Genomic DNA, 17,686 nt, shown 5'->3' on the forward strand with positions numbered 1-17,686 from the left:
TGCTCGGAATGACACGTTTTATTTGGTGGTCTTCAGGGTCGGAGCAGCCTCAACCGGCACGGGGCGCTGGTAAGTTTGCCAGAAATCCGGGCGGTTTGAAACTTTGCCAACCTGCCAAATACCCGTACTGTCCCCGCGTAGCTCGGGCTGGGCATTAGGGTCGGGCACTTCAGCCGCCGACACGACTACTGGCGGCGCGTAATACACGTCGCAGGTTTTCTGGTTGTAAAAATGCCGGCCGCGGCCACTTAGCATGTGCCCAACCTCCAAAGCCTGCGCTACGCTGGCACTGGCATAGTAGCGGCCGGTGCCAGTCTGCTGATACGTTACCACGTGCGTGGTTCGGTGGTCTTGGTACACCGCATTGAAAAAGTGACGGATGTTGCTTCTAGTGCCGTAGTATTTGTGCGCTATGGCGTTTACTTCCGCCGTGTCGTGCTGCCAAAGGCTTTCATAGCGCACCACAGCGTAGTCCTGCTGACGCACGTATATTTTGCCCGAGTAACCCTGAATAAAACCCATCCCGGTAGCTCGGTGGCTGGCCTTCTTGGCCGCAAAACTGAGTACGTAGTATGCTTCTTCGCCCCGTTGTTCTATGCTATCCAGTTGCACTCGGAAGCGGCTTAGAGTGGCCGATTTAAACAGCGGCGAAACGCGCACCGGGTCAAAGCCCCCGGAAAAGCCGTAGCCTGGCTCACTGTACGCGTGGCCGTCAGCCTTCGTCGTTGCCTCACGTTTTTCCTGTACCTGTATCACCGGCCGCTTTTCCAGCATCAAAAAGCCGCCCGCCCAATGTTGGTAGCCCGCAGGCGTCCATTGCCGGCCGGTGTATTCCAGCTCATGACGCAGCGTATCGAACCCCATAATGCGGCGGTGCACGTACAGCTCCTGGGCATAGTCCTGCCGCTCGTAGTTGGTTTCAATGGCCTTGATAACATTCTTCATGATGCGCTTTGGGTCCTGCGACTGGGCACTCACGCGTACATCGGCCAGGGCAAAGGCCGCCGGAACCAAGCGCACATGTAGGGCCGTAGCGTGCTGCGCCGCTAGGGTAGCCGGTTCGTAACCGATGCTGCTCACCTGCACTTGCTCCCCCAGCCGGGCCTCCAGCCGGAACCGGCCTTGCGCGTCCGTAACGGTGCCGGCACTGCGGGCGGGTAGGGCCACCGTGGCGAAGGGAACTGGCTGGCCGGTTTTGCGGTCGAGCACTGTGCCAGTGAGCGTAAGCGCAGCACTGGTTTTACCGGCTATTGGGCGCACATTGGCCCGTTGCCGGCTTAGCACGGCGGGCGGAGCCGCAGCGCCTACAGCCTGGCTGGGCGGGGCGGCAGCCGTCGGCAGCACAGGCTGGGGCGGGGCTATCGTTTTCAGATAGAGGAGCCCATCAATTGCCTCACTCCAGGGGCCGGAAATCGGCAGAAATTCAAACGCATAAGTGGTTAGCCGGCGGCCCGGCGCGTCGTGCTTCAGGCTCACAAAGCTGTACTCCTGACCTTGAGCCAGCAGTTCGGCCTCCAGTGTCCCGAGAGCCGGAGCCGGGACGGATTGATGTTTACCCCAGTACCCAAACCCATGCTTACCACTACCGGCTACTGTACTGAACACATACACCGCATCCGTTCCCAGCGCGGCCTTCACGGCTTGGCCCATCGGGCGAAATCCTTTTAACTCTTCCTGATCCAGTCCGGCCGTGGTATTGGACAGGTGCCCGATGGCGCCCCAGCAAATCACCTTTTCCTGGGGATGGTTGCGCAGGTACCACAGCAGGTTATCGGCCATTTGGGCGTCGCGGGCGTTGCTGTCGGCGGCCTTAAACGTGGCCGAATCTTTGGCACCAGGGTCGTTGGAGGCGTAGTCCTGGGCCAGGGCCTGTATACTCCGCAACTGTTGCAACCAGAAACCAGCCCGCTCCCGGCGTTTAGCGTCCGGGCCAGCGGCTACTTTATCCAGGATTTTTCGCGCCTTGCCAAGCTGCATCTTGAAGAAAACCAGCTGGTGCGAAGGAGGAAAGATGTTGTGCTCTCCCATTGTGCTGATGCACTCATCCAGGTAGTCGTAGGCAATATCGGAGCTACCTTTTTCGGGTCTCAGAAAGGTTTCCAGGTCGTCCAGCATATCATCGTGCCCCCAGCCCACCTGCGAGTCGAAGCCGGCTACGTGCAGCTTGCCCTTGCCCAGCAGCGGCAGCAGCGCCTGAAACTCCTGGGTTTCCGTCCAGACCGGGTACACGGAAGCGGCAATGGCGGCCGGAACCGGAGCGCCCGCCTGAATTGCCCGCTCGGCCTGATCTAACGGATATAGGCTGCTTTCAAACGCCACGGTGGTAAAGCCCATGCGCTCCGCCAGAAACCGGATCAACCGGACTTTGGCCTCGGTAGCCGTACCCACGCCATGGGTGGGCTCGCCCAGCATGACTACCCGCGCCGGACCAATTTCCTGCCGTAAAAACTCCAGGTCACTTAAGTCAGCGTCCGTTGGGTTGATGGTGCGCACCGGGTAGGTTTTGATTGGCGCAACGGCCGCCGTAGTACCGGGCGCATTTTGGGCCAGTAGCGGCCCGGCAAGCATACTTAGCAAGCCACTCAGGGCCAGCATTCGGATAGAAAACATAGGAACAATAGTATGTAGTTGATCAGCAAGCTACATACTTCCGGTAAAATGCATCAAAAAAGCCCTTCTGCACTGGGCAGAAGGGCTTTTTTGAGTTTTTTGGACTGCTATACAAACCTAGCAGCGGGGTTATTCTTTTTCGAGTTTCAGCTCAGCACCGGTAGGAGCTTTGAGCGTCAGCTTGTCATCGGTGAGGGTAACTACATCAAACGTGTTGCTTTGGGCAGCGCCGTCGGGAGTCATGGTGATTTTTTTACCAGCTTGGTCGAAATCGTACTTACCGTTTACGGCACCAGCGGCGGAGGTCATGTTGTACTGGCCGTTGGCGAAGAAGGTGATACGCTCGTCTTCCTGCGCATCAGTCTGCTTTACTTTGTCGCCGGTGGAGCTCAGCTCCTTGTCGGTTTTCCATACTTTGCTTTGGGCACCGTACAGCATATTTACACCTTCTACTTTGCCCTCTTTGCTGCCGCAGGATGCAGCCGTGAAGAGAACCAACAACACCAGCAGGCTGGCCAGGAGGCGGAAGGGAGAGGTCAGGGTTTTCATGGGGAGAGTGAATAGGGTGAAGGATGTGGCAAACTCAACGGCGCAACGGCCGATAATGCGTCTAGTACGGAACCCCGCCGCAAGATGTTTGCCCGGCGGATGCCTGCTCCAGCGGAACATAGTGCAGCTACAACCTAATGTCTGCCACGGCGTAAGAAGCATCTGACTGACTGCCAACCCGGCCGAACGTCGGTGCTTCCCCTCCCACTCTTAACGATTCTACTCCTATGGGACTGTTTGATTTTCTCTCGAACGACGGCGAAAAGAAACCTGTTGAGCCAGCCGCCAAACCTGCCGCCGGTGGTGCTACCGACTTTTTCGGCAACGCCAACCAGCCCGCCGCTACCGAAGGCGAAACCTATACCGTAGTAAGCGGTGATTCCCTTTCGAAAATTGCCCGCAACCACTACGGCGACGGCACCAAGTGGCACCAGATTTATGAGGCCAATAAAGGCATCATTGGCTCCGACCCTGACAAGATTGAAGTAGGCCAGGTGCTTACCCTGCCCAAAGCTTCCAGCTAAGGTTAATTCTTTAAAATATGCAAGAAAGCCGCTCTTATAAGAGCGGCTTTTTTTGTGCGCCAGCCCCCTTGCTACTCGCAATAACTCAGCCTGGCTGTTCACTGGAGCTATTGGCTTATACAGATCAACTTAGTCACTGATTAACTTCGCCCGGCATATCTACCTTCTCTTTTATCTATATTACCCGCTTATTAACAATGTTTTACGCATAATCTCATCCGTTTATAAAACGACATTAGCCAGAAAAAATAATTTCAGCATTTTCCCCAATAATGCTTGCAGATATCAAATCTGCGTTTATACCTTTGCACTACCAACTCGGTACTCCTCCGCTCGCGGCGGGGAAGTTCTCATAGGATTTATACAGAAGTGGCGAGAGAACAGGCTCCCTGACCCACTGGCAACCTTCGACCGCGCGAAAGGTGCCAATTCCTGCCCGACCAGCCATCCGGCGGCGGGGCATATAACTCAGGAGTACCATGGAAAACACCCTCGCTTTCGCCTTTTCAGCCCCTACCGCCTCAGCCGCCATTGCGCCTGCTGTTTCGTCGTGGGTTTTTTGCGTTGCCCCGGCTGCCTCAGCCGCTACCGGCCGAATGCGAATGCGCTGCTGTAGCAGCGCGTGTTGTTGCTGTTGCTAGCCGCAAGCCCGGCCCCGCAGCCCTCTTCCCTCCCAGCCTAGCTTCGGCCCGAGCCGAAGGTGCCTGCTACTAGGCATCCGGCAGGCAACCCACGCGTTACCAACTTCATCGTCAACAATTTGGCATGAACAACGCGGCCTTATTCCCCTCGCGGCGGCTCTGCCTTTCAGGTTCTCTTCCTACCCCCAACGTCTTCAAACTCAGCCCTGCCATGTCCACGCAGAACTTCCATTTCGAGACCCTCCAACTCCACGCCGGCCAGCAGCCTGACCCCGTAACCGGTTCCCGCGCCGTACCCATTCACCAGACTACCAGCTACGTGTTCAGGAATGCTGAGCACGGCGCTAACCTGTTTGCCCTGAAGGAGTTTGGCAATATTTATACTCGCCTGATGAACCCGACTACCGACGTGTTCGAGCAGCGGGTGGCGGCGTTGGAAGGTGGTGTGGCAGCCCTGGCGGTATCCTCGGGGCAGGCAGCGCAGTTTATTGCCCTCAACAACATTTTGCAGGCCGGCGACAACTTTGTGAGCACCACGCACCTGTACGGCGGCACTTACAACCAGTTTAAAGTGGCCTTCAAGCGTTTAGGCGTTGAAGTCCGTTTTGCCGATGGCGACCAGCCCGCCAAGTTTGAGGCCCTGATTGATGAGAAGACCAAGGCTATTTACCTGGAAACCATCGGTAACCCCAGCTTCAGCATTCCTGATTTCGAGGCTATTGCCGCCATTGCCCGCAAGCACGATTTGCCGCTTATTGTGGACAATACGTTTGGGGCCGGCGGTTACCTGTTCCGTCCTTTGGAACACGGGGCCAACATTGTGGTGGAATCGGCCACGAAGTGGATTGGCGGCCACGGCACCAGTGTGGGTGGCGTAATTGTGGATGGAGGCACCTACGACTTCGGCAACGGCAAGTTCCCGCAGTTCACGGAGCCATCTGATGGGTACCACGGGCTGATTTTCAACGACGTATTCGGCAAAAACGGCCCGTTTGGCAACATCGCCTTTATCATCCGGGCCCGGGTAGAGGGGCTGCGCGACTTTGGCCCCTCGCAGAGCCCGTTCAACTCCTTCCTGCTGCTCCAAGGCCTGGAAACGTTGAGTCTGCGGGTGGAGCGCACCGTGGAAAACGCCCTGCGCGTGGCCAACTGGCTGGAGCAGCATCCGCAGGTGGAAGCCGTGAACTACCCTGGTCTGAAAAGCAGCCCCTACCACATCCTGGCCCAGAAATACCTGAAGCGCGGCTACGGTGGGGTACTCACTTTTGCCATCAAAGGCTCCAAGGAAACTGCCACCCAGTTCATTGATAACCTGAAGCTGGTCAGCCACCTGGCCAACGTAGGCGACGCCAAAACGCTCATCATTCAGCCCTCGGCTACTACCCACCAGCAGCTTTCGGAGCAGGAGCAACGCGCGGCCGGCGTGTCGCCCACGTTGTTGCGCCTATCGGTGGGCATTGAGCATTTTGAGGATATCCGGGCCGATTTGCAGCAGGCATTTGACGCGGTGCGCAACGCCGCCTCGCCCAACACCCACAGCACCCTACTGCCCGAACCCGAAACTGAACACGCTGCACCGCTGGAAGTGTAAAACTATGAGAGGGGTTGAAGCCGCCGAGGGCAGGTGAGAGAGCCATCGGCGGCACAACTTCCAGCACGCAGCGCGGGCCCCCATTCCCGGGCTTACGAGAGAGACTCCGGGAATAGCAGGGGTGCCCGCACCTAGCCGGGGCGGAGCCGGGTAGAATTCGACTCCGCCCGCGGGCTAGTTTTTGATTCATAGCATCTAGGTAAGATCAGAGCGTCATACTCCTTCAAGCTCAGCATGGTGGCTTTTTAGCCCCATCCTACCCTACTGCATTCCTTTAGTACTCCTACACAATGCCTTCCGAAGATTCCCACGTGTTTCGTCTGCCTCGGCCGCTGCGGCTGGAAAACGGGGCCGTGCTGCCGCACGTGGAGGTAACCTACCACACCTACGGGCAGCTGAGCCCCACCCGCGACAATGTGCTGTGGGTGTGCCATGCCCTCACGGCCAACTCCGATGTACAGGAGTGGTGGCCCGGTTTGGTAGGTCCTGGCTGTCATTTTGACCCGAGTGAGTGGTTTATCGTGTGCGCCAACGTGCTGGGCTCCTGCTACGGCACTACTGGTCCGCTCACCCCAGACCCCACCAGTGGGGAAGCCGCCTACCAGCAGTTTCCGCTTATTACCATCCGCGACATGGTGGCGGTGCACGAGGCGTTGCGGGAACACCTGGCCCTGACGCGTATCCATACCTTGCTTGGGGGCTCCTTGGGTGGGCAGCAGGCCGTGGAATGGGCCGTTCAGCGCCCGGCCGTATTTGAGAACTTACTACTGTTAGCTACCAGTGCCCGGCACTCGGCCTGGGGTGTTGCCTTCAATGAAGCTCAACGGCTGGCCATCTTCGCCGACCCAACCTACCAGCAGGCTACCCCGGCGGGCGGGGCGGCGGGTTTGCGGGCAGCGCGGGCCGTGGCCTTACTCAGCTACCGCAGCTACGGCGCCTACGGCAGTACCCAAACCGACCAGAACGAGGCCAAAATCACCGATTTTCTGGCCAGTTCTTACCAGCGTTACCAAGGCGACAAGCTGGTGTCCCGCTTCGATGCCTACAGCTACGTGACGCTCAGCCACGCCATGGACTCGCACAATGTGGGGCGGGGCCGGGGCAGCGTGCAGGCGGCGCTGGGCCGCATCCGGGCCCGCACGCTGGTGGTGGGCGTTACCTCCGATGTGCTGTTTCCGCCCCAGGAGCAGCAGGAGTTGGCGCGCTACATCAAAGGGGCCATGTACGCCGAGATGGACTCGCAGTACGGCCACGATGGCTTTCTGATTGAAACCGCTCAAATCACTCATTTCCTCGAACGATTCTACGTCCAGACGTATGTCCACTAACCTTGCTTCCCTACCCGTTTCCGTTGTTTCTGCCCCTGCCCAAGCGTGGCGGGTTGGTTTGATTGGATTTGGCTGCGTAGGCCAGGGCTTGTACGATATTCTGCAGCAGCACCCGGAAAGCAGCTTCGTTATCAGCCGCATTGCCGTAAAAACCCCGCACAAAGCCCGCCCCTTGCCCGCCGAGCGGTTTGAGTTTGACGCCCAGGCGCTGCTTATCGATGATTCCCTGGACGTGCTGGTGGAACTCATTGATGATGCCGACACGGCATTTCGGCTGGTGAGCGAGGCGTTGCGCCGGGGCCGCCGCGTAGTGACGGCCAACAAGGCTATGCTGGCTCGCCACTTGCCCGAGCTGGTGCAGCTGCAGCGCACCGGGCAGGGCACGTTGCTGTATGAAGCGGCCGTATGCGGCAGTATCCCCATTATCCGGACGCTGGACGCCTATTTTGGGCAGGAGCCGCTGCGCCGCCTCACGGGTATTCTGAACGGCTCCTCCAACTACGTGCTCACGCGCATGGGTGAGGATGGCTCCGACTACACGCCGGCGTTGCGGGAAGCCCAGCACAAAGGCTTCGCCGAAACCGACCCGACCCTAGATATGGCCGCTTTCGACCCGCGCTCCAAAGCCGTGCTACTAGCTGCTCACGCCTATGGCTCCTTCCTGAACCCGGAGGAAGTGCTGAATTTGGGCATTGAGAGCATCAGTGCGGTGGATATTGCCTTTGCTGCCAGCCAGGGCCAGAAAATTAAAGTAGTAGCCGGCCTGCAGCGCCTGGCCGATGGCCGCATAACCGCCCTGGTAACGCCGCAGCTAGTAGGCCCTGAGTCGCCGCTGTATAGTGTTGACCATGAGTTCAATGGTGTAGTGTTGGAAGCCGATTTTGCCGGGGAGCAGTTTCTGCGGGGGCGTGGGGCCGGCGGGCACCCCACCGGCTCGGCCGTACTGGCCGATTTGGTTGCGCTGCGCCAGGGCTTCGCTTACCATTACCCCAAAGCCGCTACCCCCGCCGAATACGCCTCCGACCTGGAAGTAGAAATTTACCTGCGCACCGATGAGGACCGCCTCATTGACCTACTCGACTTCAGCGAAATTTCGGAGGAAGCTGATGAGGACGAGTACGTAGTCGGCTACGTGGCCCTGGCCAACCTCATCCGTCACCGCGACACGCTGCGCAAATACGGCGCGTTCATCGTGCGCACCGGCCGCCTCCGCCCCGTCAGCAATGAGGTGTTGGTAGCCGAGGTCTTAGCATAACCTCACGTTTTTCGAGAATCATTTATCGGGTGTTCTGCTACCTCCTCAGAGTAGCGGGGCACCCGGTTTTTACTGAGGCGGCCCAACTCCAGCAGCTTCCGGAGTTGTAGGTTGTGGGCGCGTCTGTACAGAATCTGATTCGGTTTTTAGCAAAGCAGGCCGCCATTCCAGGGCCGGTTGAGGAGGTAGTATGGCTATGCGCCGAGGTAAAAGCAGGGCAGTAACCTGGGCTTCACGGCGCGGACTCAAGGCCGCTGCTAGCAGGGGGCCAGGTGCCCCGTTTCCCAGCAACGGCCGCAGGAAGTCGCGCATGGCCACGAAAGCCGAGTCGATGTAGGTAGGCTCGAAGGAATACGGCACGTGGCCGGCTCCGCGCAGGCGGCGCAGCACGTTGGGTACGCCCACGGCGTTGGCGCGCACGCGCAGGGCCCCGCTGCCGTATACCAGCTGGGCCGGTAGCTGCGCCCCAATGGTGCCTTTGCCGTAGGGCACCAACCCGTCGCGGGTGCCGTGCACACTGCACAGCGGAGGGTCGCCGGCCTCCAGCCAAGTAGCCCTGGCCAGCGCCCCACACAGGTTTACTACCCCCCGGGGCCGGCTGCTGAATTTGGCATTTCCCCCCGTGCCTTCCAGTCCGCCCAGGGCGGCCACATCCAGGTAAGCGGGCACTTCCGAGGCCTTGTTGAGGTAGCCGGTTTGCAGCGCCATGAAGCCTCCGGCCGAGGATCCGCCCACAAACACGTACTGCGGATGCACCCGGAACTTGTGGGCCGTAGCGGCATCGTGACGGAAAAAGCGCACGGCGGCCCGCATATCCTGCGTAGCCCGAATAGCCGCCCGGCCAATGCCCACGGTATCAAACGGGAAGAAATAGAGCCGGTAGTCAATGGTAGCGGCCACATAGCCCAGGCGAGCCAGGCGGGTGCACAGGGCCGTCATTACGGCATCGTCGCGGGTACCGGTCAGGAAGCCGCCTTCGTGGGCCAGTACTACCAGGGGGCGGCGGCGCACGGTGTCGCCCTGGGGCTCGTACACATCCATGTACAGCGTCTGGGGCAAGCCAAGCATGGTGGTGACGTGGGCAAACTCCACGTTGCGGCGCACCTGCACCTGCCGAAACACCGGGCGGTGGTAGCGGCCGTGGGTAGTATCAATGGAAGCCGTCGGCTGCGCCCGGACCCCCAAATTCAGCAACAACAATAGCCCAAGCAGCCAACCGTATTTCATGCAAAAAAGCAACGACTATGGAGCCGTTGCTTTTTCAAAGATACGGCCAGTTTGCGGGCCGATGCGCCAGTTTTTTCTACTCGAACACGATGCGGCGGGCCACCAGCCCGGGCGCCCGTACCAAGTACGTGCCGGCAGGCAGTGTCTCCCGGCGAATCAGCAGCGTGGGCTGCTCCCAGCGCAGGCGGCGCACTACGCGGCCCGTGGCATCCAGCACCTCCACCGGCTGGGGCCGGAACGCCAGCGCCGCCGGCCATTGTAGCTGCACCGTACCCATAGCGGGTACCGGGTAGGCCTGCGGGGTAGTGCCCGTAGCCGATTTAGTAGCCGTTACAACTGCCGGCTGCCGAAGCAGGGGCCGCAGAAAATCCCGGACAACGCGCGTGGTAGTGTCCATGTAGGCCATGGCCGTGGCGCTGCTGCCACTATAGGGTACATGGCCAGCGCGCTTGAAGGTATAGAGGCGGTTGACGATGCCTACGGCCGTAGCGCGGGCGTGTAGAATGGAGCTGCCGTACACTTTCTGGGGGGGTAAGCCCCCACCTACCGTGCCAGCGCCGTAGGGCACTACGGCATCGGCGGTGCCGTGCAGGCTTACCAGGGGCACGTTGCCGGGCTCAATCCAGGCGGGGCGGCCCAGGGCACCGCAGAGGTTGATAACGCCGCGCACGGCACTGCTGTAGCCGGGGTTGCCGCTATTGCCTTCCAGCCCGCCCAGGTCGGCCAGCCCAATGTAGGCGGGTACTTCGGCGGCTTTATCAAGGTAACCGGTTTGCAGAGCCATGAAGGCTCCGGCCGAAGAGCCCCCGGCGTACACGAAATCGGGGTGGATGCGGTAAGTGCGGGCCGTAGCGGCGTCGCGGCGGAAGAAACGCACGGCGGCCCGCATATCCTGGGTAGCCCGAATAGCCGCCCGGCCGATATTCACGGTATCAAAGGGCAGAAACAGCAGGCGGTAATCAATGCTGGCCGTCACGTAGCCCATGCGGGCAAAGCGGGTGCACAGCTCCACTACGTCCGCGTCGTTCTTGTTGCCGGAAACAAACCCACCGCCGTGGGCAAACACGAGCAGCGGCCGGCGGCGCACGGTGTCGCCGGTGGGTTGATACACATCCAAGCGCAGGTTCTGGTTGCTGCCTAAGAAGTCGGTTGCCGCTCCGTAGGTGACATCCTGCGTGCGGGTGACGTTGGCGAAAACAGGCCGGTAGTAGCGGCCACCGGTGGTGTCAATCTGGCTTTGAGCCGAGGCAACTCCTGCACTTCCCAACCACACACACAACAGAGCAAGTAGTAATTTCTTCATGAGGCTGTTTTATGTGACTTACGCAATATAAAATATAACTCCCCCGGTCAGAGGATTTATTTTCGAGCACTGCGCATACGTTCCCTCGCGGCGCGTAGTTCTGTTCAGTAGGTTTACCGCCTCAGATACGCTAACTGCTATGCCCACTACCGCCCCTTCCCCCCTCCGCCCCGGCGACCAGGTTGCCATCATCTGCCCTGCCCGCAAAGCCTCACACGAGGAGCTGGCCGCCGCCGTTGCCACGCTGGAAAGCTGGGGGCTGCGCGTAGTGCTGGGGGCCAGTACCAACGTGGCGCACCACCAGTTTGGGGGGGAGGATGACGTGCGCCGCCAGGATTTTCAGCAGCAGCTCGACAACCCCGCCATCCGGGCTATTCTCTGCGCCCGGGGCGGCTACGGCACCACCCGCATTATTGATGGCATTGATTTCAGCCGGTTCGGGCAGGACCCAAAGTGGATAGCCGGCTTCTCCGACATTACCACGCTAAACTGCCATTTGCTGCGGCGCGGCCACCAGAGCATTCACGGCGTAATGCCGCTGCTGTTTCACCAGGAAGGCGGCGAGGACTCCCTGGAAAGCCTGCGCCGGGCGTTGTTCGGGGAGGAAATCAGCTACTCGGCTCCGGCCCACGCACTCAACCAACTGGGTACGGCTACCGGCGAGCTGGTGGGCGGCAACCTCAGCATTCTGCAAACTCTCACCGGCACCCAGTCGGATGTATCCACGGCCGGCCGCATCTTGTTTCTGGAGGATATTGACGAGTACCTCTACGCCATTGACCGAATGCTAGTGCACCTGGACCGCACCGGCAAGCTGGCGGGCCTGGCGGGGCTGGTAGTAGGTCACTTTTCCAACCCCCAGGACAATACTGTGCCCTACGGCCAAACCCCCAACGAAATCATTCAGCACTATGCCGCGCAATACGGATTTCCGGTGGCTCACAGTTTCCCGGTAGGCCATGAGCCCCATAACCAGGCCCTGATTGTGGGCCGGGAAGCCCAACTCACCGTGTCGGCAGCCGGCTCACGGCTGGCGTATGTGCCTGCGTAGGCCCGCAGCTTGTCCGTTCAGCTGACCAAGTTATCAAAGCACTGCGAACAGCGGGCTATGCCGAGTGGCCTCCTACTTCAAGAGGCCGGAGAGAATGTGGCCGTAGCAGCCTATGCAGGCCAGCCTGCTCAAACATAATCCGACCAATGCGCAGCGTAGACCAGCCTTTTTGCAGCCGATAGGAAAACACCGGCACGCCCTCCTGCAATACGCATTCTATGCAATAAGCACCTCCCAGCACCCGTGCTGGCAGCTGGCTTTCCAGCTCCAACAGGTGCGTGGAAACCAGAGAATACGACTCCGGATACGCCGCTAATCCCTGCAAAGTGGTGGCGGTAATTTCCAACGCATCATCGGCATTGGTGCCCCGAAACAACTCGTCGAATACCGCAAATACCCACCCGCCGGCCTGAGCGGCCTGCACCACGGCTTTCAGGTTGTTGATTTCGGCCATAAAATGACTGTAGCCGCCCGCCAGATTATCGGAGAGGTTGAGGGCAACGGCAACCGAGGTGAAGAATGGTAGTCGGCAGACTGCAGCCGGCACGCCTAATCCGGCCTGGGCCAGATATACGCACAAGCTCACCGCCCGTAGCAGCGTGGATTTACCAGACATATTAGGCCCGGTCAGCACCAGCACGTTGGTAGTGGAATTCAGATGCAGCGTGTTTTTGACGGGCGCTTTTACCAGCGGATGGTAGAAACCCACCAGTTCCAGCCCGGTTTCCTGAAATTCCGGAAACACCAGCCCCAGCGTCAGCAGGCCCTTGGCAGCCGACCAGTACGCTTCTACTAGGTAAAACGCTTCCCAAAACGCTGTCAGCTCCTCGGGTTTCACGCCCAGCAGCTGCCGGGCAAAGCGCACCATATGCCGGGCAGAAAAAGCATCCTCAGCAATAACCTGGGCCGTATCGGCGAGGCTGAAACGCTCCAGAAAGTGGGCGATGCGCAGCAAGTACGGCTTAAAGCCAGCCGGAAACTGGGCGGCGTCCAATCGGTTGAAATACTGCTGCTCCAGCCGCCGCAACAACAGCAGGCACTGCACGTAACGGGCGCGGCTTTGGTAGCGGGCTTCTTCCGATAACAGCAGCTTGCCGGCCATCTTCACCTGGTTGGTTTCCAGCGGTAGTCGTCCGCTTACGGCTTGCTGCAGAAACTCACGGGCCTCCTGCAGCTGCAGTCGGGAATAGCTAAAATCGGCTAGTATGCTCCACTGCGCCAACATAGCCCGCAATACCGCCTGCCGCTCCAGCACTTCGGCCAGGGTCGGGGGCAGCTTTTGGAGCAGCCCCAGCAGTGCCTGCTCCGCCTCGTAGGTGTGGGTATGATTGAATAAGGGTAGCAGTTCGACCTCAACCCGTAAATCTTTCACTTGTAGCATAGCACGCAATTATAGCTTGAAAGCAAGAACGCAAAAAAGCCCCGGCAGCTTGTGCTTCCAGGGCTTTTTGATGGGTTGATTACAGCCAGCTTACTCTCCGTACAGCACCGTCAGCAGCGTCTGGCCGACGGCTTTGAGGGTGCGCCGGTCAATGATGCTCATATTATCCTGGGTGGTGTGGTGGTAGGGCTGGAACTCCCCGTTGGGCAGGAAGTCGATAATATCGATGGTGCGGATGCCGGCGTTATTGGTGAATACGTGGTCATCGGTGATGCCATAGCCATCGGCGAACAGGAAGTAGTCGGAAAATCCCAGCTGGGAGGCCGTATTCCAGACTTTGGCTACTACATCGGAGGCTTTCTGGCGGGAGAGCTCCTCGCGGCTGAACTTGCCGCCCTTGGCTCCTACCATATCCAGTAAAATGCCATAATTAGGCTTGTAGCCGACAGGCAGCACGTTTTTAGCCCAGTACTGGGAGCCCAGACACCAGCTTTCCTGGTTGCCCAACAGGTTCTTCTTTTCACTTTGGGTGCTGCCGTCATAGCCGTAATCCTCCGAGTCGAACAGGATGAAATCGACGCCGACGCCGGGGGCCAGGCTGTCTTTTTGCGCACCCAGCACGCGGGCCATTTCCAGGGCCACGGCCACGCCGCTGGCCCCGTCGGAAGCGCCATCAAGCGGCGCGTTTTTCTTCTCCTTGTCCTTATCGGCGAAGGGGCGGGTATCCCAGTGCGCGAAAATGGCCACCCGGCGCGTAGCCTGGGGCATGTACTGGGCAATGATGTTGCGCGACTTCAGCATTTTGCCGTCGAAGGCCATGGCCTCAAAGGGCTGCTCCTTCACCGTGAGGCCCGCTTCCTTAAACTTGTTGATGATCCAGTCGCCGGTTTTTACGTGGGCCGCGGTATTGGGCACGCGCGGGCCGAAAGCCACCTGCTTGGCCGTGAAGGCGTAGGCCGAATCGGCGTTGAAGGCCGGGGCTTTGGGCAGTGCGGGCTCCTCGGTGGTCGTATCGGTAGTGGTTTCGGCAGTGTCGTTTTTGCTGGGGCAGGCCGTGAGCAGCAACAAACTGGCCACAGCGGCCGGAGCAAGACGGAAGAGGTTGGACGTCATAGAAAATGAATAAAGAACGTCATGCAGAGGCGCAGCCGAAGCATCTCGCGTGCTGATGTTGCACTGGCAATTTATTACTCACGAGACTCACGAGCGAGATACTTCGGACCCTGGCTTGATGCGCCACATGCCTTGGCATGACGGTCAAACAAGTTGTTTTACTCCTCGCTGTACGCCCAGTCGATGCCGGCTTTGGTGTCCTTTACCACAATGCCCTGCTCCTTGAGCGCCGCCCGAATCTGGTCTACTTTGTCGTAGGCCTTGGTGGCTTTGGCTTCCTGGTAGAACTCCAGGGTCAGGCGCAGCAGGTCCTCAGCGCTGGCCCGGGGCTCGTCGCGCAGGCCCAGCACATCCTGCACCAGGGCCTGGTAGGCCGTAGTAGCTCCCTCCAAAGCAGCGGCGCTGACGGTGGCCAGGGTGGCGGGGTTGGCCGCAAAGCCGTTGAGCTTGCGCAGCAGGTTGAACAGGCTGGCAATGCAGCGGGCCGTGTTTAGGTCATCGTTCAGGCCCACAAAGCAGTCCTGCACCAGCTTGTTCAGCTCCGCATCAGCGGCGGTAGTGTCGGGGGCTTTGCCCTCGGCTACGGGGGCCACGGTGCGGGCCTTGATTACCTCCGAGGACAGGCTGAACTCCCGCAGTTTTCCGAGCAGGCGCAGGCCGTTCATGAGTTTGCGGTAGCCTTTACGGGCCGCCTGCAGACCTTCATCGGTAATATCTACGGGGCTGCGGTAATGGGCCTGCAGCAGGAAGAAACGGGCCGTCATGGGCGAGTAAGCCTGGGCCAAGGTGTTATTATCACCCGAGAATAGCTGACTGATGGTGATGAAGTTGCCGAGCGACTTGCTCATCTTCTGGCCGTTCACCGTAATCATGTTGTTGTGCATCCACACCTGAGCCTCGTTGGTAGGGTGGTTGCAGGCCTGGCTTTGGGCAATTTCGCACTCGTGGTGCGGAAACATCAAATCCAGCCCGCCGCCGTGGATGTCGAACTCAGCGCCTAGGTACTTCCGGCTCATGGCCGAGCACTCCAGGTGCCAGCCGGGAAACCCGTCGCTCCAGGGTGAGGGCCAGCGCATAAGGTGACGCTCATCGGCCTTTTTCCAGAGGGCGAAATCCAAGGGGCTGCGCTTTTCTTCTTGGCCCGCCAGGTTGTCGCGGGAGCCGGCCAGCAGTTCCTCTACTACGCGGTTGGAGAGCTTGCCGTACTCGCGGCCGGCGGCATTGTAGGCGGGCACATCAAAGTACACCGAGCCGTTGGACTCGTAGCCGAAGCCATTGTCGATGATTTGCTGCACCATCTCAATCTGCTCCACAATGTGGCCACTGGCCCGGGGCGTAATATCGGGAGGCAGGCAGCCCAAAGCCTCCATGTGTTCCTGGTAGAGGTTGGTGTAGCCCTCGGCTACTTGCATGGGCTCCACTTGCCGGGCCCGGGCAATCTTCCCAATCTTGTCTTCGCCTTCGTCGGCGTCGCCTTCCAGGTGGCCTACGTCGGTGATGTTGCGCACGTAGCGCACGGTATAATCGAGGTAGCGGAGGTAGCGCGTCAGCACGTCAAACACCACCGGCCCGCGGGCGTTGCCCACGTGGGCTTCGTTGTACACCGTTGGCCCGCATAAGTACACGCCCACGAAGGGCGCATTGAGGGGCTGGAACGGGGCTTTGCGGCGGGTTAGGGTGTTATAGAGCGAGAGTGGGTGCTGCATGGGTGCAAAAGTAACCGCCGTAGCGGCATGAAACGGCGGCGGTGCCAGATTTTATAACCGCCGACGGTAGTACGTAACTAAGGTGCCGAACAACAACCCAAGCTTACCAAAGTCTGCTGCAAGCCGCTTTTTCCCAAAACTTAGTCTAAACTTCAGCCTAAACAGTACAAAAATCCGTCAGAGCGGTCCAAAAGGTTCGATGGGCAGTACAAGATGTTCCCCAAGAGGTACAACGGTTGTTACTTGCGGACGGCCTTCCGTAGCTGATAGCTGGCTGTAGTCGGGAAGTGGTCGGAGTAGGGAATGGAATAATGCACCTGAAAATCCTCGACGGAGAACTGGGGCCCGGCAAACTGATTGTCGATACGCACGAAGGGCAAGCGGCCATTGTAGGTGCTGCCCACCCCGTTACCCACGCTAGCCCAGGCATTCTGGAAACGGTCGGCCAGTTGGTCGTAGCTGTAGCTGTAGGGCACGTCATTGAGGTCGGCGCAGAGCAGAATGGGGTAAGGACATCGGGCAAAGCGCTGCACCAGCGTATCAATCTGCCAGTGCCGGGCAATGGCTCCGCGCTTGAAGCGCCGCAGCAGACCGGCGCCCTTCTGCCGCAGGCCGGCCTTGCTGGAGTAGCTATCCACAATATCCTTCTCGTCCATACTCATGCTTTGCAGATGGAAGCTGTACACCCGCACCGTATCCTGGGAGGGCAGGCGCACATCGGCCCACATGGCGTGATTCTGGGTGAGCTTACCGAAACTGATGGTGCCCCGGTGCACGATGGGAAAGCGCGAAAAGATGGCCATGCCGAACTCGGCCCCGGCACTATTGGTCAGGGTTTTGGACAGAAATGACTCCCGGCCCGCTTCCCGCCCAATCTTGTCTACCGTGCGGAACAGGGTGCCATCCTGGGAGCGAGTGCCGGCCGGCTCGTTGTAGAACTCCTGCAGGCACAGGATATCGGCCGGGTTTTGCTGAAGCCACTTAATCATGGCCTTCGAAGATTGCGAGGCTTCGTTGCGCAGCTGCGGATACACGTTGAATATGCGCACGTTGGCCGACAGCACTTTTACCACCGGCCCGTTAGCCGGGACGGGGGCAGTGCTCAGCTTGAACGGGTGCAGGGCCAGCCCCCGCTGAAAGTGCGGCCACGTGAGCACCGCCAAAGCCAGCGGCAGCAGCGCCACCGGCCAGCGCCGCAACAGCCAGTAACCCACCAGCAGCAGATTTAGGGCCAGGGCCACGGGCAAGGTAAGCGCCCCAAAAATGGCTGGCCAAAAGGTATAGGCCGGAATCTGGACGCAGGCAATGGCTGCCAGCACCCACCCCATTACCAACACGGTACTCTTGAAAGCAAACGAACGACGCACGGGCAACCTTTCTGCGGCAGATAGATATCAGGTGGGCAAA

The 17,686-nt window shown here is 59.6% G+C and carries 13 protein-coding genes and 1 riboswitch; of the genes, 5 read left to right on the forward strand and 8 right to left on the reverse strand.

The window, feature by feature from the left end:
• Nucleotides 1-18 precede the first annotated feature (18 nt).
• Together ABIB60_RS04195 and ABIB60_RS04200 are read right to left on the reverse strand one after the other, a co-directional pair.
• Nucleotides 19-2,610, reverse strand: a complete 2,592-nt coding sequence (locus ABIB60_RS04195; RefSeq protein WP_354577936.1) for an erythromycin esterase family protein — start codon at nt 2,608-2,610, stop codon at nt 19-21.
• Nucleotides 2,611-2,739: 129 nt separating this feature from the next.
• Complete coding sequence (locus ABIB60_RS04200) at nt 2,740-3,159, reverse strand: lipocalin family protein (RefSeq protein ID WP_315996987.1); 420 nt, start codon at nt 3,157-3,159, stop codon at nt 2,740-2,742.
• A 227-nt stretch (nt 3,160-3,386) separates the two neighbouring features.
• Here ABIB60_RS04200 and ABIB60_RS04205 point away from each other — a divergent pair, with 227 nt between their 5' ends.
• The 4 genes from ABIB60_RS04205 to ABIB60_RS04220 all read left to right on the forward strand — a co-directional run bounded on the left by ABIB60_RS04205 (nt 3,387) and on the right by ABIB60_RS04220 (nt 8,498).
• Nucleotides 3,387-3,683: a LysM peptidoglycan-binding domain-containing protein gene (locus ABIB60_RS04205; RefSeq protein ID WP_354577938.1), complete on the forward strand. Its 297-nt coding sequence runs from the start codon at nt 3,387-3,389 to the stop codon at nt 3,681-3,683.
• Nucleotides 3,684-4,039: 356 nt separating this feature from the next.
• A riboswitch (SAM riboswitch) is annotated at nt 4,040-4,153 on the forward strand.
• Between the two features lie 382 nt (nt 4,154-4,535).
• The gene (locus tag ABIB60_RS04210) at nt 4,536-5,915 is read left to right on the forward strand and encodes an O-acetylhomoserine aminocarboxypropyltransferase/cysteine synthase family protein (RefSeq protein WP_354577939.1); all 1,380 of its coding nucleotides are present in this window, start codon (nt 4,536-4,538) and stop codon (nt 5,913-5,915) included.
• Nucleotides 5,916-6,205: 290 nt separating this feature from the next.
• Nucleotides 6,206-7,243, forward strand: coding sequence for a homoserine O-acetyltransferase MetX (metX, locus tag ABIB60_RS04215; RefSeq protein ID WP_354577941.1), 1,038 nt, complete (start codon nt 6,206-6,208; stop codon nt 7,241-7,243).
• Nucleotides 7,233-8,498: a homoserine dehydrogenase gene (locus ABIB60_RS04220; protein ID WP_354577942.1), complete on the forward strand. Its 1,266-nt coding sequence runs from the start codon at nt 7,233-7,235 to the stop codon at nt 8,496-8,498. The genes metX and ABIB60_RS04220 overlap by 11 nt, the downstream gene beginning before the upstream one ends.
• Nucleotides 8,499-8,567: 69 nt before the next feature.
• Here ABIB60_RS04220 and ABIB60_RS04225 read toward each other — a convergent pair whose 3' ends face one another.
• Together ABIB60_RS04225 and ABIB60_RS04230 are read right to left on the reverse strand one after the other, a co-directional pair.
• Nucleotides 8,568-9,725 (reverse strand): alpha/beta hydrolase, encoded by a 1,158-nt coding sequence (locus ABIB60_RS04225; RefSeq protein ID WP_354577943.1) that lies wholly within the window; start codon nt 9,723-9,725, stop codon nt 8,568-8,570.
• Between the two features lie 76 nt (nt 9,726-9,801).
• Entirely contained in the window at nt 9,802-11,028 is a 1,227-nt protein-coding gene (locus ABIB60_RS04230) for a carboxylesterase family protein (RefSeq protein ID WP_354577944.1), read from the reverse strand.
• Nucleotides 11,029-11,167: 139 nt separating this feature from the next.
• Between ABIB60_RS04230 and ABIB60_RS04235 the strand changes: the two genes are divergently transcribed.
• Nucleotides 11,168-12,079, forward strand: coding sequence for a S66 peptidase family protein (locus tag ABIB60_RS04235; RefSeq protein ID WP_354577946.1), 912 nt, complete (start codon nt 11,168-11,170; stop codon nt 12,077-12,079).
• Between the two features lie 55 nt (nt 12,080-12,134).
• On the opposite strand, the gene ABIB60_RS04240 is transcribed toward ABIB60_RS04235, so the two are convergent.
• The 4 genes from ABIB60_RS04240 to ABIB60_RS04255 form a co-directional block, all read right to left on the reverse strand.
• Entirely contained in the window at nt 12,135-13,460 is a 1,326-nt protein-coding gene (locus ABIB60_RS04240; RefSeq protein WP_354577947.1) for a MutS-related protein, read from the reverse strand.
• A gap of 90 nt (nt 13,461-13,550) precedes the next feature.
• Nucleotides 13,551-14,573 (reverse strand): M28 family peptidase, encoded by a 1,023-nt coding sequence (locus ABIB60_RS04245; RefSeq protein ID WP_354577949.1) that lies wholly within the window; start codon nt 14,571-14,573, stop codon nt 13,551-13,553.
• 158 nt (nt 14,574-14,731) lie between these two features.
• The gene (gene cysS, locus ABIB60_RS04250; RefSeq protein WP_354577951.1) at nt 14,732-16,279 is read right to left on the reverse strand and encodes a cysteine--tRNA ligase; all 1,548 of its coding nucleotides are present in this window, start codon (nt 16,277-16,279) and stop codon (nt 14,732-14,734) included.
• Between the two features lie 239 nt (nt 16,280-16,518).
• Entirely contained in the window at nt 16,519-17,646 is a 1,128-nt protein-coding gene (locus ABIB60_RS04255) for an endonuclease/exonuclease/phosphatase family protein (RefSeq protein WP_354577952.1), read from the reverse strand.
• Nucleotides 17,647-17,686: the final 40 nt, after the last annotated feature.

Origin of the sequence: Hymenobacter sp. UYP22 (assembly GCF_040547285.1) — a bacterium.
Lineage (GTDB): Bacteria > Bacteroidota > Bacteroidia > Cytophagales > Hymenobacteraceae > Hymenobacter.

Excerpts from the sequence above, each read along its gene's own strand:
- ABIB60_RS04200 (WP_315996987.1), bottom strand. The coding sequence starts at position 3,159 with ATGAAAACCCTGACCTCTCCCTTCCGCCTCCTGGCCAGCCTGCTGGTG.
- ABIB60_RS04225 (WP_354577943.1), bottom strand. The coding sequence starts at position 9,725 with ATGAAATACGGTTGGCTGCTTGGGCTATTGTTGTTGCTGAATTTGGGG.
- ABIB60_RS04210 (WP_354577939.1), top strand. The coding sequence starts at position 4,536 with ATGTCCACGCAGAACTTCCATTTCGAGACCCTCCAACTCCACGCCGGC.
- ABIB60_RS04240 (WP_354577947.1), bottom strand. The coding sequence starts at position 13,460 with ATGCTACAAGTGAAAGATTTACGGGTTGAGGTCGAACTGCTACCCTTA.
- ABIB60_RS04220 (WP_354577942.1), top strand. The coding sequence starts at position 7,233 with ATGTCCACTAACCTTGCTTCCCTACCCGTTTCCGTTGTTTCTGCCCCT.
- metX (WP_354577941.1), top strand. The coding sequence starts at position 6,206 with ATGCCTTCCGAAGATTCCCACGTGTTTCGTCTGCCTCGGCCGCTGCGG.
- cysS (WP_354577951.1), bottom strand. The coding sequence starts at position 16,279 with ATGCAGCACCCACTCTCGCTCTATAACACCCTAACCCGCCGCAAAGCC.
- ABIB60_RS04245 (WP_354577949.1), bottom strand. The coding sequence starts at position 14,573 with ATGACGTCCAACCTCTTCCGTCTTGCTCCGGCCGCTGTGGCCAGTTTG.
- ABIB60_RS04195 (WP_354577936.1), bottom strand. The coding sequence starts at position 2,610 with ATGTTTTCTATCCGAATGCTGGCCCTGAGTGGCTTGCTAAGTATGCTT.
- ABIB60_RS04205 (WP_354577938.1), top strand. The coding sequence starts at position 3,387 with ATGGGACTGTTTGATTTTCTCTCGAACGACGGCGAAAAGAAACCTGTT.
- ABIB60_RS04235 (WP_354577946.1), top strand. The coding sequence starts at position 11,168 with ATGCCCACTACCGCCCCTTCCCCCCTCCGCCCCGGCGACCAGGTTGCC.
- ABIB60_RS04230 (WP_354577944.1), bottom strand. The coding sequence starts at position 11,028 with ATGAAGAAATTACTACTTGCTCTGTTGTGTGTGTGGTTGGGAAGTGCA.